Here is a 12,850-nt window from a genome sequence, read left to right on the forward strand (position 1 = left end):
TCCATCGTCAGCAAGCGATGGGCTTCTGTAACGAGTTAATCCGATGCAAACGTGGGTCCGAACGCTCGTTGCGATCGTCTTAGCGCTCACTGCGCTGAGCGCGATCTCCGAGCGAGTCCGCGAACAAGGCGTGACCGATACGGAAATTCGTATCGGCAATCTCATGCCTTATAGTGGAACTTTGGAGGTCTTCGGGGCGATTGGGAAAGCCGAAGCCGCGTATTTTGAGATGATCAACGAGCGCGGCGGGATCAACGGCCGTAAGGTGCGCTTTATCTCATATGATGACCAATCCAATCCGGCGGCCGCCCTAGAGTTTACGCGCCGTCTTATCGAGGAAGACAGCGTCTTGTTGATGTTCGGCTCCTTCGGAACGCCGGGCAATTTTGCCGTTCGCAAATACCTGAATGACAGGCAAGTGCCCCAGCTGTTCGTCGCCTCCGGAGACGATCATCTCAGCGACCCAACCTTGTTTCCGTGGACCATGGGTTGGCAGCCGTCGTTTCGGGAAGAGGGACGCATCTACGCCAACTACATACAGGCGTCCTACCCCCGACAGAAGATTGTAGCTCTTTGGCAGAACGATCAAGTCGGTCGGGAAATAATCAAGGGATTGGAAGACGGGCTCGGTGACGTCGCCCGTATGATCAGAGTCGATATCGCGTACGATATCGCAGATGAGCATCTGGACACGCACGTATCGATCCTGAAGCAATCAGGAGCCAAGATTTTTGTATTTGCAGGAGCGCCTGCAGACGCAGCGAAAGTAATCCGAATAGCGGCGGAGCTCAATTGGCACCCTGTGTTCATTTTGAGCCATATGGCTTCATCGATTGCGACGGCGCTAAAGCCTGCTGGCGTGGAAAATGCTGTGGGCGCGATTACAGCCGCCTTCTTGAAGGATGCAAATGATCTAGCTTGGAAAGACGAACAAGCCACAAAGGACTGGCAGTCATTTGTTGAGAAATATAGTCGGGCCGGAGGCAAAGACGACGGCGCCGCCGTCTTCGGCTACGCGGCCGCCGAGACCCTGGTGCAAGTGCTCAAGCAGTGTGGCAATGACCTGTCTCGCGAGAACGTCATGAAGCAAGCAGCGGCCCTCAAAGACTACCAAGGCTCCGTTTTGTTACCTGGGATCAAAATCAGCACCGGACCTTGGAACTTTCGGCCGATCAAACACCTGCGACTGGTTCAATTCGACGGCCGCACGTGGCAACCAATCGGTGATGTCCTCGAAACGGCTTTCTCCAACGTCGACAAGTAGCTGTGTCCGGGGAAACAACTGGCTCGAACGGAGGATGCGAAATCTAACGTCTCCATGCAACATGCCACCAAGCCGATCGGCCTCAACCCCGCCTGCTTTGCTCGCACGCGCCGACGAGGTGATCGAAGCGGGCTCCCTTGCTGGGGTGCATGAGTCCGCAGCTGGCCCTTTTCGAACATCGGGCGATGTCCGATGTGCGTCCGTCGTGCGCACGAAAGCGGACGTCCCTGTCATCGGGGCCGCGCTTTGCGCGCACCGGTTTGGCTCGCCCCGAAACAACAGAGACGCTTGACCTTGCCCCTGCGGCCGCCTCCATAAGGTGAGCGGTCAGACGATGCGAGGTGATTCGATGAATGCTGCCGCAAGATTCTACAGCCCATCCGAAGCTGCGAGGCAGCTCGGCATTTCCGCGAAAGCGCTACGCCTTTACGAGGAGCGCGGCCTGATCACACCGGTCCGTACGCCGGCGGGATGGCGAGCCTATGGACCGGCCGAGATGGCCCGCGGTGCCGAAATCGTCGAACTGCGCGCGCTCGGCCTCAGCCTCAGTGAAGTCGGTCGTATCCTGCGCGGCGACGCCGAGATTCTCACGCGTGTGCTCGCCGCGCACGAGAGAAGCCTCGAGGAGCGCATCCGTCAGTCCGGCGACAGCATCGCAAAAATCCGCCGCCTGCGCGCCGACCTCGGCCGCGGCGAGATGCCCGCGACGCGTGACGTCATCGGCGCGGTCAGGGCGCGGCCGGCCGTCAGCGTCGCGTTCGATCTGCCGTGGCCGTGGGGCGGCGAACGCTTCGAGCTGCGCGACGTCAGGCTGCTCACTTACATCGTCGGGCCGCTTGGCAGCGGCAAGACACGGCTCGCACAGCGTCTTGCGGACGCGCTCCCCGATGCCGCCTTCGTGGGACTGGAGCGCGCCGCGGACGGCGGCGCGGCGGCTCGCGGGCGCCTGGATGCCGACCCGGCCCTGAAGGCGCGGGTCGACGAGAACCTGGCCGCGCTCACAGCCGCCGGCGCCGCGGCATCGCCGGCGCTGATCGCCCTGCTCGCGGCCCTGCTCGCGGATAGCCCCGCGATCCTCGTGATCGACATGCTGGAACAGGGACTCGATACGACGACCCAGGAGGCCCTGATCGCGCATTTGCGCCGCCGCGGACCGCGCGCGCGGCCGCTATTCTTTCTCACCCGCTCCAACGCGATCCTGGACCTCGATACTGTCGGTGACGACGAAGCCGTCATCCTGTGCCCCGCCAATCACAGCCCGCCGATCTCCGTCACGCCGGTTCCGGGCGCGCCCGGCTATGAGGCGGTTGCGACCTGCCTCGCCTCGCCCGAGGTTCGCGCACGCACCGAAGGCGTCATCGCGTGGCGGCCGGCCTGACGACAACTCCAGGCTTCGGCCGCTGCACACCGCGACCTTAACGCACGGTACCGGACAGATGCGCGGGTCGGAAGTGTGCTATAAGCCCGGCTAATGAGCGACCTCCCCCGCACACAGGCCCTGCGTTGTTTCACCACGGTTGCCCGCGAAGGCACGGTGTCGCGCGCCGCAGCGGTGCTGAAGCTGACCCAGCCCGCCGTCAGCCTGCAGCTCAAGGGGCTGGAGGAAAGCACCGGCCTGCAACTCTTCAACCGCACCCCGGGCGGATTCACGCTGACCGAAGCCGGCGCAGCGTTGCTGCCGATGGCGCACAAGGCGGTGGCGGCGGCATCGGATTTCAAGGCGACGGCGGAGGCGCTGAAGGAAGCCCAGCGCGGCACGCTGCGCGTCGGCACCATCCTCGATCCGGAGTTCACGAGGCTCGGTCCTTTCGTGCGCAGCCTCGCCACATCGGCGCAGCGGACCGAGGTGTTCCTGCGCCACGGCGTCAGCGACGACGTGCTCGCGCAGATCGGCAGGGGTGAGCTCGACGTGGGCTACTATGTCGACGCGACGCCGGCGGACCAGCTCGTGCATCACAGCTTCACTGAGCGCAGCGTCGAGGACGGCCGCTACCAGTTGGCTCCGCTGTTGAGCTATGACTATCGCGTCATCGCGCCGATCGACTGGAGCGAACGGGTGATCGGCAGGGGCTGGGCCGAGCTCGCCCATCTGCCATGGCTCGCGACACCGATGCATTCGGCGCACCGGCGGCTGCTCGACGACATCTTCCGCCCGCTGGGCGCCTTGCCGAGGCGCGTTGGCTATACCGATCAGGAAGAGGCGATGATCGACTTCGTCGAATCGGGCATCTGCCTCAGCCTCGCGCGCGACGTCGCGCTCGCGCCGCGGCTGTCGCGCCCGCACAACTTCGTCATCGCCGATACGGTGAAGATCACCTGCGACCTCAGCTTCGCCTGTCTCGCGACGCGGCGTCAGGAGCCGGCGATCGCGCAGGCTTTCGCCGCCGCGCGGGCGGTGTGGAATATCAGATCGGCCGTGGCAGGGGCCGGATCGGCGCGCTCGCGGAAAGTGGCACGCAACGCGTAGCTCGATGGAGCGCCTCGCCCGTAACTGCAATCGGCGCGTAGTAACGTCTGCCTGCCTTACCCTTGGTAGAGAGCAGAACGGCCGAAGATCAGCGCTTCCTATGTACGATACCGAACATATGAGACTGGTTTGCCTGCGCCACATGCTGCACTGCGTATCAGTGCGGCACATGCGCAGACGGCGACAGAAGACGCGATCGGATACGTGCAGCCACAATTTCGCGGCAAAGCGGGTGGTTTGAAATAAAGACTCGCAATGTCCGGTAGGACTTTTACTGTTCCCGCATTATCGGATATCCGCCAGGGCACCGATAGCTGAGAGTTCTCTGCGCTCCCGCCTGTCACCGGGAACGCATATGAAGAACCTTTTGCTGACGCAGATTGCCCAGGCGGACTTCGATCGTCTTGAGCCGCATTTAAAGACGACGGGCTTCGCGCAGCATTCGGTGCTGTTCGAGACTGATCAGAAGATCAAGCACGTCTACTTTCCGACCGGTGCGGTTGTGTCACTGGTCGTGACGCTTTCGACCGGAGAGATGGTCGAGGCCGCGATGGTCGGCTCGGATGGCGTTGTCGGAGCGGCCGCAGCGCTCGACGGAAGAATCTCACTCTGCCGTGGAATCGTTCAGCTCGCCGGCGACATCATCGTTTGCGACATCGACGTGTTGAAGTCGACTGCCCTGCAGAGTCCGAACCTGCTATCGTTGCTGATTCGTCATGAGCAGGCCGTGTACGCCCAGGCGCAGCAATCCGCCGCGTGTTTCGCCACGCATCACGTCGAGGCGAGGCTGTGCCGCTGGCTGCTGCGCGCGCGGGATCTGTCGGAAGGCGACATGCTCAATTTCACGCAAGAATATCTCGTCGTCCGTTAAGAAACCGAATTAAGCGGAGAGCGGTCGCTGGCGGCAGCGATGAGGGTGGTCAGGATCAGGCACCAAAGAGCCCTTAGCCAGGCGATGATGCGGCGGAAGTTGTGGCCGACGGCTGAGAGGATGACGTTAGCCGCATCGCCGGCGCGGCCTTTGAGGTAGCAGCGGCCGAGGTGACCATCGGTCTTCAGGTGTCCGATGATGGGTTCGATGGCGGAGCGGCGGCGCAGCTCGCGCTTGATGACACCGAAGACGCCGCGCTTCTGGCCAGAGATGAAGATTCGGCGGGGATTTTGTGCGTTGTGACCGCGGTATCCCTTGTCGACATAGGCCCGCTCGATCGCGCAGCCGGTGAGTGTCTCGGTGCGGTCAATGACGTCCTGCAAGGTATGACCGTCGTACGGGTTATCGGGTAGCGCCGTGGCGTGCAGCACGAACAGGCCCCCAGGAGCCAGGCGGTTGTTGGTGACGATGGAGGCTTTGACGCCGAACTCGTAAGGCGCGGCTGCTTTGCCCTTGCCGATGCACTCCACCTCCGGGGCGTGGAAGGAATAGAGCTTCCAGCCGCGCTGGCGTTGCTGCTGCGAGCGGATCTGCGAAGCCCGGCTGAGCGGGAGGGCGAACGCGTTCTCGATCACAGCCTGACCTTCGATCTTGCGGCGGAGATCGCGGATGATCCGGCCCAGCCGGCTACGCAGGATGCGCAACTGCCGCTGATGCCGTTTGAATTGCTTGGCATGGGCGTAGCGCCCCGCCATCATTGCCGCGGTCTTGGCAATGCGAAGGTAGGACTGCCGCAGCTTGACCCCGTGCTTCCTCGCCAGGCGGTTGAGCCCCTTGATCGCCGCGTGCAGCAGCTTGGCATCGGTCGGGAAGGTGATCGCCTTCGGCTGCACGGTGGTATCGACCGTGACCCGCTTGAGGTCCTGGCTGCGTAACGCGCCGGCCTCGTGCGCCACCCGCAAGCTCTCGGCCAGCAACAGCTCCAGCTTGTCGCCGAGCCGTTTGCGCCAGTGGCTCAGGTCCGAGCGCTCGTGCGGGAAGGCGTGCTGAAAGAACTCTTCGCCGGTGAAGAACTGGAAGTACGGGTCGTGGACCCAGCGCTCGCACACCCCCTCATCGGACAGGCCATAAATGTGCTTGAGCAACAGCAGCCCGATCATGAATCGGGTCGCGATGCCTGGCCGACCGTTCTCGCTATAGAGTGGCGCGATCTCACCGTCGATCCAGTCCCAATCGACTTTGCCGGCGAGCTGAACCAGCTCGTGCTTCATATTGATGATCTGGTCCAGCCTGGCCCGGAACAGATCGCCCGATCCCGTCGTCCTGTGCTTCTTCGGTCGCATCGCCACCTCCGATGCGACGACGGAATCATGACTGGCGATTCGACGGAATCCTGAAAATGAAATTGCAGGGTTCCGATGCTCGAAGCATCAAAACCCTGCAATCGCAAAACAGTCCACAACGACAAATGCGATTCTAGCTCAATCGCTTAGCCGCTCTTCACGGACGACTATCTCGGGGAGATGCTGGGCGTCCGGCGCACCAGCGTGACCGCCGTGGCTCACACGCTACAGGCCGCCGGCCTGATCAAATATGCGCGTGGACGAATTCAGATTCTCGACGCCGACGGTCTGCGGCAGAGCGCATGCGAATGCTACGACACCGTCAAGCTTCACTACGATCGGTTGCTCATCCAGCACCGCGATTAGCACTGTCACCTTTGGCGAGACGGCCGCTTTACAGCGGCATCTCCGCTTTGAACGAAAATTGGCTAATCACTTTTCCGGAGCGATCAGTGACCTCTAGACGCCAGTCGAGGCCCGGTTCTATTCGCCCATACATGTTGCGGATCATATCGCACGCCGACATCGCGGCTTCATGCCAAAGCTCGTCCGGATCGCCGGTGGCGATGGTATCCGCTCGGTGCGTTTCGACCCCATTGGCCAAAACCCGAAACCGGTATGAAGCAGTCGTGGTTTCTTGATTTCGCATTCCTGCCCTCATTAGCCAAGGCGGGAGCACAACCGCTCTCAGTAACCGATTTAGGCCGCGAACGGACGGTAATGATGAACATGTTATCTTATGTCTAGTCTACGGCACAACTTAAAATGAACCAGATGATTCAATCTCAGGTGCGAAGATCGAACCAGCCCGCGCGACATGGGAGACCATCGTTGTTCTTCCGAACGACTTAGAATCAGGCGTCCAACTTTGGACAAGCGTCAAGATTGTACAAGCGTCAAGACAGGATCCATTGACAACCTGCCGACGAAGCCAGGACAATAGTGCGTATGCGCATTCATTCCCGTGATATCAGATGTCCCGCGATTTTCGCCTTCATCACGCTCCCGTCGACGTTCTCAACTATGAGATCGCCCAGGAAACGGCCGCTTCGCTCGGACGGATGGGACGCGCGCTGGAAGCGGCCCTCGCCCGGCTGCGGGAGTTCGATGCCGCTCATCCGGGCTCGGGCGCACCGGCGTCGACGCAGCCAGCGCGGCGCACACTGGTGATGGAAGCCGGCCACGCGCTCTGGATGTTCGTGGTGCAGCGAGAGGCCTGTGGCCTGCGCGACAGCCGCGCCATCATGCGCACCTATAACGTGCCGGGCGAAGTGCAGCAGTGCATGGGAGTGGTCCCCACCACATCGACGCTGACAGCAACATCATGAAAGAAGCGCAGGCTGAGTTCGCTGCTTGCGCACGGAAGTTGTAGCGCGGAACCTGCGCGGGGCAAAAATGTCAGCTCGGGGTCAAAAGCGCCGTCTTGACGGTCGGCCGTTCGATCAGAGGTCGGCGGCAGGCGATCGAAAGCCTCCTCGCCGCCTGCCCTGCGGGTGAAGCTCCACTGAACAGCGGGCGCCACCCTCAAATCAGAATCACCTGGCCGGACGTTCACCGCTGGGAACCGCCGGCAGCGGCTGCTTGCGCGCCGGGATCTCCTTTTTCGGAGGTGCCGGGATCAATCCTTCCCGGATCGCCTGCTTGCGGGCGAGCTTACGGGAACGACGCACCGCCTCGGCCTTTTCGCGCGTCTTCTTTTCCGATGGCTTTTCGTAGGCGCTGCGCCGCTTCATTTCCCGAAACACGCCCTCGCGCTGCATCTTCTTCTTCAAAACGCGGAGCGCCTGGTCGATGTTGTTGTCGCGGACAAGTACCTGCAATCGTTTGCTCCGGTCGGTTGATGTAAGACGACGTGCTGCGCGCTGCCATCGCGCGAGTCCACGACTACGCTGTTTTTAGTCCGACGATGTCTTTGGAAAAGGGTCGCTACGACCGATCTTCAAGGCTCAAGGCCAATCGAACTGCCCCAAACTATATACTTATTTCGCAGACGCAAGGTGAGTTTCGACGGGCCGCACACGCTATCTATCGTCCAACGCGGCGCGGACCGCCCCAATTTCGGTCTTGAACCGGGCCGGGATATCGGAGTTGATAGCCATCATCGGCAGCGGTTCCACAGGCGTCGGTGGCTGGGAGACGATGCACTCCCGCCTGCGATGGTGAGACCGTCATGACGCGCTACTATTTCGACATCAGAACCGGACCAGACCTCTATCCGGACGAACAGGGGCTGGAACTTTCCGATCAGAGCGCGGCCGAGATCGAAGCCGCGCAGTCTCTGGTCGGCCTGGCGAAGGACCTTCCGCCGCTCGACGAGCGGCAGGACGTTGCCATCGAGGTTCGCACGGAAACCGAGGCGCTGTTCAAGGCCGCGTTCATCTTCGAGAGCAAGCGCTAGGGCCGCGCCAAACCTTCATGCCCGCTGCTCGCCCTCGTCGTCACCCTCCAGCTTCTTCAGCAGGGCCACGATCACCCGACGGACCGTTTCCAGGTCCTTGACCGCGAGCCCGTCCGAAAGACCGTTGACCCATGGCACCTGCAAGGCCATCGCGGCATCGAGGGTCCGGCGCCCCTTCCCGGTGAGAACGACGAGCTGCGCCCGCCGGTGATGCGGGTTGGTCTCGAAGACCACCGGAACAGGTCGAGCACGAGACCGGTCAGGACGTCGCCGGCCGGTGTTCGTCGGGTCTTGAGCAGACCACCCCCGACTTCCGGGCGGCGTTCACGCATCCGGAGTTCAGGTCGAAGCTCTCCGCATCGGCCGTGGCGTCCCCGCATTTGTTCCAGAGGATCGCGGTGCCGGGCATCTGCGTCGCGTAACTCGTGCGAATCAGATCTTGCCGCTGCCGCAGATCCCTTTCAGCGCCTGCCATTCGGCCGGCGACAGCAGCGGCTCGCCGGTGGTCGCGCCGTCGGCCTTGCTCATGCGGGCGAGGCGGTCTTCGGTCAGCGGATGGCTGGAGACGATCGAGAGCCCGCTGCCGCCTTCCTTGCCGGTGACCCGGAAAATCAGTTCGCCCATCGGCTTCGCCGGGCGACCGAGGCGGTGCATGGTCTCGATCGCAAACGTGTCGGCGTTGGTCTCGGCGTCGCGGGAATAGGACGACGTTACCAGCGTGCGCGAGGTGAAAACCAGCGCGCCGGAGCCGGTGATGTCGCCGAACAACAGCCCGATCAGGAACGAGGTGCCGCCATTGTGGATCAGCTCGCGCATGCTGTCGCGGTGGCGGAGATGACCGAGTTCGTGGGCCAGCACACCGGCGACCTCGTCGGGGCTTTCCGCTTTCGCCAGCAGTCCATCGAACAGATAGACCTTGCCGCCCGGCAGCGCGAAGGCATTCGGTATCGACGTCGCCAGCACCGCCGATTGCACCGAATTGTCGAAGCCTGCGGATTGCCTGAGCGCGCCGACCAGCTTTTCGAATGCGGCTTGTCCTGCGGCATCGTCGCAGCGCTTGGCGTCGAAGATCACCTTGACCTGCGCGTCGGCGACGTCGCCAAGCCGCCGCTCGAAGCTGTCGGGCACCAGCGGTGTCAGGCGGTCGGCAGCAAGCGGTACGCCGAACAGCACCACCAGCACGATCGAGACCGCCGCCGCGAGCGACCAGCCGACGATCGCGGCGACGCCGCGGCGGTTCGGAAGATTGTCCTCGAAGCGCGGGCAGCGCGCCGTGAGCTCGGCTGCAAGCTGCGGATCGCGGATCTCGAGCCGTGCCAGCGCCGGCGCTGTCAGGCAGCTCAATCGCAACAAGCCGGCCGGGCTGTCGGCACGGCGGATATCGGCATAGGCCCAGTCCGTCAGCGTCTCGCCGCCCTCGACGATCCCCAGCGCATCCGACAGCGCGAGCGTGACCAAGCGCCGCTTGCTTGAGGTACCGTCGAAATAGACCGCGCCCGCCTGAGGCAGCACGGCAGAGATTGCTTCGCCGGGACCGGTCTCCATGTGTCAGAAGCCCGCGACGTCGAGGCCGTCGGCAAAGCCTTCACCGAGCGCGTTGGCCAACTCGCCGCGTGCGGTGACATTGGCTGCCGCCTCGATGTTGTGCACGATCGTCGAGGACAGCACCCGGACCCAGAGATCGCGCATCAGGTAGATCCGCATCACGACGTTCATCGACAGTGCAAAGACGAGATAGCCGATGCCGGCCAGCACCAGCAGCGGAATGCTCTTGGCAAACGCTGCCGTCTTGAAGAAGACCGCGATCGGGGTGGCATCCATGCTCGCGACGAGGAACGCGCACAGCGCAAGATAGGCGACAAACGCGACGCCGAGCAACGCGATCCAGCCGATCACTTTCCAATAGAGCCCGATCAGCGCGCTGCGCCGCAGCGTCGATTCCAGCCGCACCTCGCCGAAGCGGATACCCGACAGCCACCAACGCCACTCGATCGCCTTGAACGCACCATAGACGAACGGCGCGAAAACCGTCAGATACAGCGCGAACGGCGCCAGCAGCCACAGCCACCAGCCGCGCTTGAAGAACTCCCAGCCGGTCCCCTCGAAGCTGCCTTGCAGATCGCCGTAATAGGAATGGCGCATCTTGTAGCGCTCGAGCGCCGCCTCGCGCCACGGCAGCGCGAGGCCGAGGGTGACCGCGACCAGCAGGCCCCACAGCACGGCCAGCAACGCGTAGAGCCAGCCCGACCCACTCATCCAGAACCGCACCCCGCGCCACACCGTGCGCGTCAGGCGATAGCGCCGCGCGCGGTAGATCGCGAACTGCCCGAACACATAGAAGAAGGCGACCAGCGGCAGCGACGCGAAGGCCTTGACGCGCTCCGCCTCGAGGCCGGCGAGGAAATAGCCGAGATAGACCGGCACCAGGATCGCGAGCGCGATCAGGAACCCGATCAGGAGCTCCTTGCCGCGGCCGGTATATTCGGCGCCATCGCCGTCGACCAACGTGTTCGACCAGAGTTGACGACGGATGTCGGTCGCGAGCCAGAACCGGTAGAAGCCAACGGTGACGAGTTCGAGCCCGGCACCGCGCACGATCAGGCGAAAGAACTCCTTGCGATTCCCGGAGAACGCTACCGGCATCGGCGGCGGTTGCGGTAGCCCCGGCGGGGTCCAGCTCATGTCATTCACGGATCAGCTCCCGGACAGTGACAATCTCTGCGGATCAAAAGCACAGATTATCCGCTGCAAGTGTGACCCAGGTTTCACAGAAGGTCGAGGCTGCAAGCCGGACTTTCAGGAACCGCCAGGGCTTTGCATTAACGGGGGCTTGCCGGGAACGCGAAATCAGTGCGCGGCTACGATCGATCGGTTGATGCGGGCTGCGCGTTGCCGCCGATCAAATAAAACGTTGTTTCAAACAGCGTTAGTTGCCCCCAGCCTTTTTTCACCGCGAAGGGTGTCCGAAATCAGTCCTTCCCAGTGCCGCAATCATGCGGCCAAATGCGTGTTGAGGACCCTTGCGCAAACGCCCGAATGGGAATGTAATTCGATAAAACATCACCGCGCCGGCAAGGCCCCGGCCCAGGGACCATTGAGGAGCCGCTCATGCACGGAACCATCGATCTCGTTAAAGACATCAATCAGGATGCCGCGCGCGAGCGGGCCAATGCGATTCCGCTGTCGGATTACGATCCTGGCCATCCTGAATTGTTCAAGACCGATTCGTTCTGGCCGTATTTCGACCGGCTGCGCAAAGAAGACCCGGTGCACTACTGCAAGGACTCGATGTTCGGGCCGTACTGGTCGATCACCAAATACAACGACATCATGGACATCGAGACCAACCACTCAGTGTTCTCGTCGGCCGCCTCGCTTGGCGGCATCACGATCCGCGACGTCCCGACCGATCTGCGCCGCGAGAGTTTCATCGCGATGGACCAGCCCCGCCATTCGGCGCAGCGCAAGACCGTGGCGCCGATGTTCACGCCGACCCATCTCGACCAGCTCGCGCTCAACATCCGCACGCGCTCGACCGAATGCCTCGACAATCTGCCGCGCGGTGAGATATTCGATTGGGTTGACAAGGTCTCGATCGAGCTGACCACGCAAATGCTGGCAGTGCTGTTCGACTTCCCCTGGGAGGACCGCCGCAAGCTGACGCGCTGGTCGGATGTCGCAACCACCCTGCCCGGCGCCGGCGGCCTGGTCGCGACCGAGGACGAGCGGCAGGCCGAGCTGATGGAATGCGCCAGCTATTTCGCGCGGCTCTGGAAGGAGCGGATCAACCAGCCGCCGAAAAGCGATCTGCTCTCGATGATGGCGCATAGTGACGCCACACGCGACATGGATCCGAAGAACTTCCTCGGCAATTTGATCCTGTTGATCGTCGGCGGAAACGATACCACGCGCAACACGCTGTCCGGCAGCATCTATGCACTGGCCAAGCATCCCGACCAGTACCGCAAGCTGAAGGAGAACCCGGCGCTGATCGACAGTTTCGTGCCCGAGGTGATCCGCTGGCAAACGCCGCTCGCCCATATGCGGCGCACGGCGCTGGCCGATTTCGAGTTCCGCGGACGCCAGATCAAGAAGGGCGACAAGGTCGTGATGTGGTACGTCTCGGGCAACCGCGACGAGGAAGCGATCGAGCGCCCCTACGAGTTCGACATCAGCCGCGCCCGCCCGCGCACCCATATCTCGTTCGGCTTCGGCATCCACCGCTGCGTCGGCCTGCGGCTGGCCGAGCTGCAGCTCAAGATCATCTGGGAGGAAATCCTCAAGCGCTTCGACACGATCGACGTGGTGGAGGAGCCGCAGCTTGTGTATTCCAGCTTCATCAAGGGCTACGAGACGCTGCCGGTGCGCATTGCCGCGTGAGGCATAGGCGCCGCGCTCCCTCGCCCCGCTCTTGCGGGGAGAGGGTTGGGGTGAGGGGTTTCACCGCAAGCGACACTCTTCGTATGGAAAGAGCCCCCGCCCGCCGCACTTCTTCGAGCGCGGCGAT

The 12,850-nt window shown here is 62.7% G+C and carries 13 protein-coding genes and 2 pseudogenes; 9 read left to right on the plus strand and 6 right to left on the minus strand.

The window, feature by feature from the left end; translation table 11 throughout:
* Nucleotides 1-43 precede the first annotated feature (43 nt).
* The 4 genes from ACP2YO_RS39120 to ACP2YO_RS39135 all read left to right on the plus strand — a co-directional run bounded on the left by ACP2YO_RS39120 (nt 44) and on the right by ACP2YO_RS39135 (nt 4,602).
* Nucleotides 44-1,264: an ABC transporter substrate-binding protein gene (locus ACP2YO_RS39120; protein WP_426436464.1), complete on the plus strand. Its 1,221-nt coding sequence runs from the start codon at nt 44-46 to the stop codon at nt 1,262-1,264.
* A 349-nt stretch (nt 1,265-1,613) separates the two neighbouring features.
* Nucleotides 1,614-2,642: a MerR family transcriptional regulator gene (locus ACP2YO_RS39125; protein WP_426436466.1), complete on the plus strand. Its 1,029-nt coding sequence runs from the start codon at nt 1,614-1,616 to the stop codon at nt 2,640-2,642.
* A gap of 93 nt (nt 2,643-2,735) precedes the next feature.
* Nucleotides 2,736-3,731, plus strand: a complete 996-nt coding sequence (locus tag ACP2YO_RS39130; protein ID WP_426436468.1) for a LysR family transcriptional regulator — start codon at nt 2,736-2,738, stop codon at nt 3,729-3,731.
* 355 nt (nt 3,732-4,086) lie between these two features.
* Nucleotides 4,087-4,602, plus strand: coding sequence for a Crp/Fnr family transcriptional regulator (locus ACP2YO_RS39135; protein WP_426436470.1), 516 nt, complete (start codon nt 4,087-4,089; stop codon nt 4,600-4,602).
* Here the strand turns inward: ACP2YO_RS39135 and ACP2YO_RS39140 are convergent.
* Nucleotides 4,599-5,945: an IS5 family transposase gene (locus ACP2YO_RS39140; RefSeq protein WP_426436472.1), complete on the minus strand. Its 1,347-nt coding sequence runs from the start codon at nt 5,943-5,945 to the stop codon at nt 4,599-4,601. The genes ACP2YO_RS39135 and ACP2YO_RS39140 overlap by 4 nt on opposite strands.
* A 180-nt stretch (nt 5,946-6,125) precedes the next feature.
* Here ACP2YO_RS39140 and ACP2YO_RS39145 point away from each other — a divergent pair.
* Nucleotides 6,126-6,311: pseudogene (locus tag ACP2YO_RS39145) on the plus strand (helix-turn-helix domain-containing protein); the annotation flags it as partial.
* A gap of 28 nt (nt 6,312-6,339) precedes the next feature.
* On the opposite strand, the gene ACP2YO_RS39150 reads toward ACP2YO_RS39145, so the two are convergent.
* Nucleotides 6,340-6,594: a DUF6894 family protein gene (locus ACP2YO_RS39150; protein WP_426436474.1), complete on the minus strand. Its 255-nt coding sequence runs from the start codon at nt 6,592-6,594 to the stop codon at nt 6,340-6,342.
* 325 nt (nt 6,595-6,919) lie between these two features.
* On the opposite strand from ACP2YO_RS39150, the gene ACP2YO_RS39155 reads away from it, so the two are divergent.
* Nucleotides 6,920-7,273, plus strand: a complete 354-nt coding sequence (locus ACP2YO_RS39155) for a DUF6665 family protein (RefSeq protein WP_426436476.1) — start codon at nt 6,920-6,922, stop codon at nt 7,271-7,273.
* A 207-nt stretch (nt 7,274-7,480) separates the two neighbouring features.
* Here ACP2YO_RS39155 and rpsU read toward each other — a convergent pair whose 3' ends face one another.
* Nucleotides 7,481-7,765, minus strand: a complete 285-nt coding sequence (gene rpsU, locus ACP2YO_RS39160; RefSeq protein ID WP_426436478.1) for a 30S ribosomal protein S21 — start codon at nt 7,763-7,765, stop codon at nt 7,481-7,483.
* Nucleotides 7,766-8,115: 350 nt separating this feature from the next.
* Here rpsU and ACP2YO_RS39165 point away from each other — a divergent pair, with 350 nt between their 5' ends.
* Nucleotides 8,116-8,343, plus strand: coding sequence for a DUF6894 family protein (locus ACP2YO_RS39165; protein ID WP_426436479.1), 228 nt, complete (start codon nt 8,116-8,118; stop codon nt 8,341-8,343).
* A 15-nt stretch (nt 8,344-8,358) separates the two neighbouring features.
* On the opposite strand, the gene ACP2YO_RS39170 is transcribed toward ACP2YO_RS39165, so the two are convergent.
* Entirely contained in the window at nt 8,359-8,577 is a 219-nt protein-coding gene (locus tag ACP2YO_RS39170) for a hypothetical protein (protein ID WP_426436481.1), read from the minus strand.
* Between the two features lie 68 nt (nt 8,578-8,645).
* Between ACP2YO_RS39170 and ACP2YO_RS39175 the strand changes: the two are divergent.
* A pseudogene (locus tag ACP2YO_RS39175) lies at nt 8,646-8,765 on the plus strand (antibiotic biosynthesis monooxygenase); the annotation flags it as partial.
* A 10-nt stretch (nt 8,766-8,775) separates the two neighbouring features.
* Here ACP2YO_RS39175 and ACP2YO_RS39180 read toward each other — a convergent pair.
* The gene (locus ACP2YO_RS39180) at nt 8,776-9,888 is read right to left on the minus strand and encodes a M48 family metallopeptidase (protein WP_426436483.1); all 1,113 of its coding nucleotides are present in this window, start codon (nt 9,886-9,888) and stop codon (nt 8,776-8,778) included.
* A gap of 3 nt (nt 9,889-9,891) precedes the next feature.
* On the minus strand, nt 9,892-11,025 hold the full coding sequence (locus tag ACP2YO_RS39185; RefSeq protein ID WP_426443423.1) for a DUF898 family protein: 1,134 nt from the start codon (nt 11,023-11,025) through the stop codon (nt 9,892-9,894).
* Nucleotides 11,026-11,451: 426 nt separating this feature from the next.
* Here ACP2YO_RS39185 and ACP2YO_RS39190 point away from each other — a divergent pair, with 426 nt between their 5' ends.
* Nucleotides 11,452-12,723, plus strand: a complete 1,272-nt coding sequence (locus ACP2YO_RS39190; protein WP_426436485.1) for a cytochrome P450 — start codon at nt 11,452-11,454, stop codon at nt 12,721-12,723.
* Nucleotides 12,724-12,850: the final 127 nt, after the last annotated feature.

This window comes from Bradyrhizobium genosp. P, from assembly GCF_049949265.1.
Taxonomy (GTDB): domain Bacteria; phylum Pseudomonadota; class Alphaproteobacteria; order Rhizobiales; family Xanthobacteraceae; genus Bradyrhizobium.

What these genes read in the sequence shown, in the direction of transcription:
- ACP2YO_RS39125 (WP_426436466.1), top strand. Translation starts at nt 1,614, where the DNA reads ATGAATGCTGCCGCAAGATTCTACAGCCCATCCGAAGCTGCGAGGCAG.
- ACP2YO_RS39190 (WP_426436485.1), top strand. Translation starts at nt 11,452, where the DNA reads ATGCACGGAACCATCGATCTCGTTAAAGACATCAATCAGGATGCCGCG.
- ACP2YO_RS39150 (WP_426436474.1), bottom strand. Translation starts at nt 6,594, where the DNA reads ATGCGAAATCAAGAAACCACGACTGCTTCATACCGGTTTCGGGTTTTG.
- ACP2YO_RS39120 (WP_426436464.1), top strand. Translation starts at nt 44, where the DNA reads ATGCAAACGTGGGTCCGAACGCTCGTTGCGATCGTCTTAGCGCTCACT.
- ACP2YO_RS39130 (WP_426436468.1), top strand. Translation starts at nt 2,736, where the DNA reads ATGAGCGACCTCCCCCGCACACAGGCCCTGCGTTGTTTCACCACGGTT.
- ACP2YO_RS39140 (WP_426436472.1), bottom strand. Translation starts at nt 5,945, where the DNA reads ATGCGACCGAAGAAGCACAGGACGACGGGATCGGGCGATCTGTTCCGG.
- ACP2YO_RS39155 (WP_426436476.1), top strand. Translation starts at nt 6,920, where the DNA reads ATGTCCCGCGATTTTCGCCTTCATCACGCTCCCGTCGACGTTCTCAAC.
- ACP2YO_RS39165 (WP_426436479.1), top strand. Translation starts at nt 8,116, where the DNA reads ATGACGCGCTACTATTTCGACATCAGAACCGGACCAGACCTCTATCCG.
- ACP2YO_RS39135 (WP_426436470.1), top strand. Translation starts at nt 4,087, where the DNA reads ATGAAGAACCTTTTGCTGACGCAGATTGCCCAGGCGGACTTCGATCGT.
- ACP2YO_RS39185 (WP_426443423.1), bottom strand. Translation starts at nt 11,025, where the DNA reads ATGAGCTGGACCCCGCCGGGGCTACCGCAACCGCCGCCGATGCCGGTA.
- ACP2YO_RS39180 (WP_426436483.1), bottom strand. Translation starts at nt 9,888, where the DNA reads ATGGAGACCGGTCCCGGCGAAGCAATCTCTGCCGTGCTGCCTCAGGCG.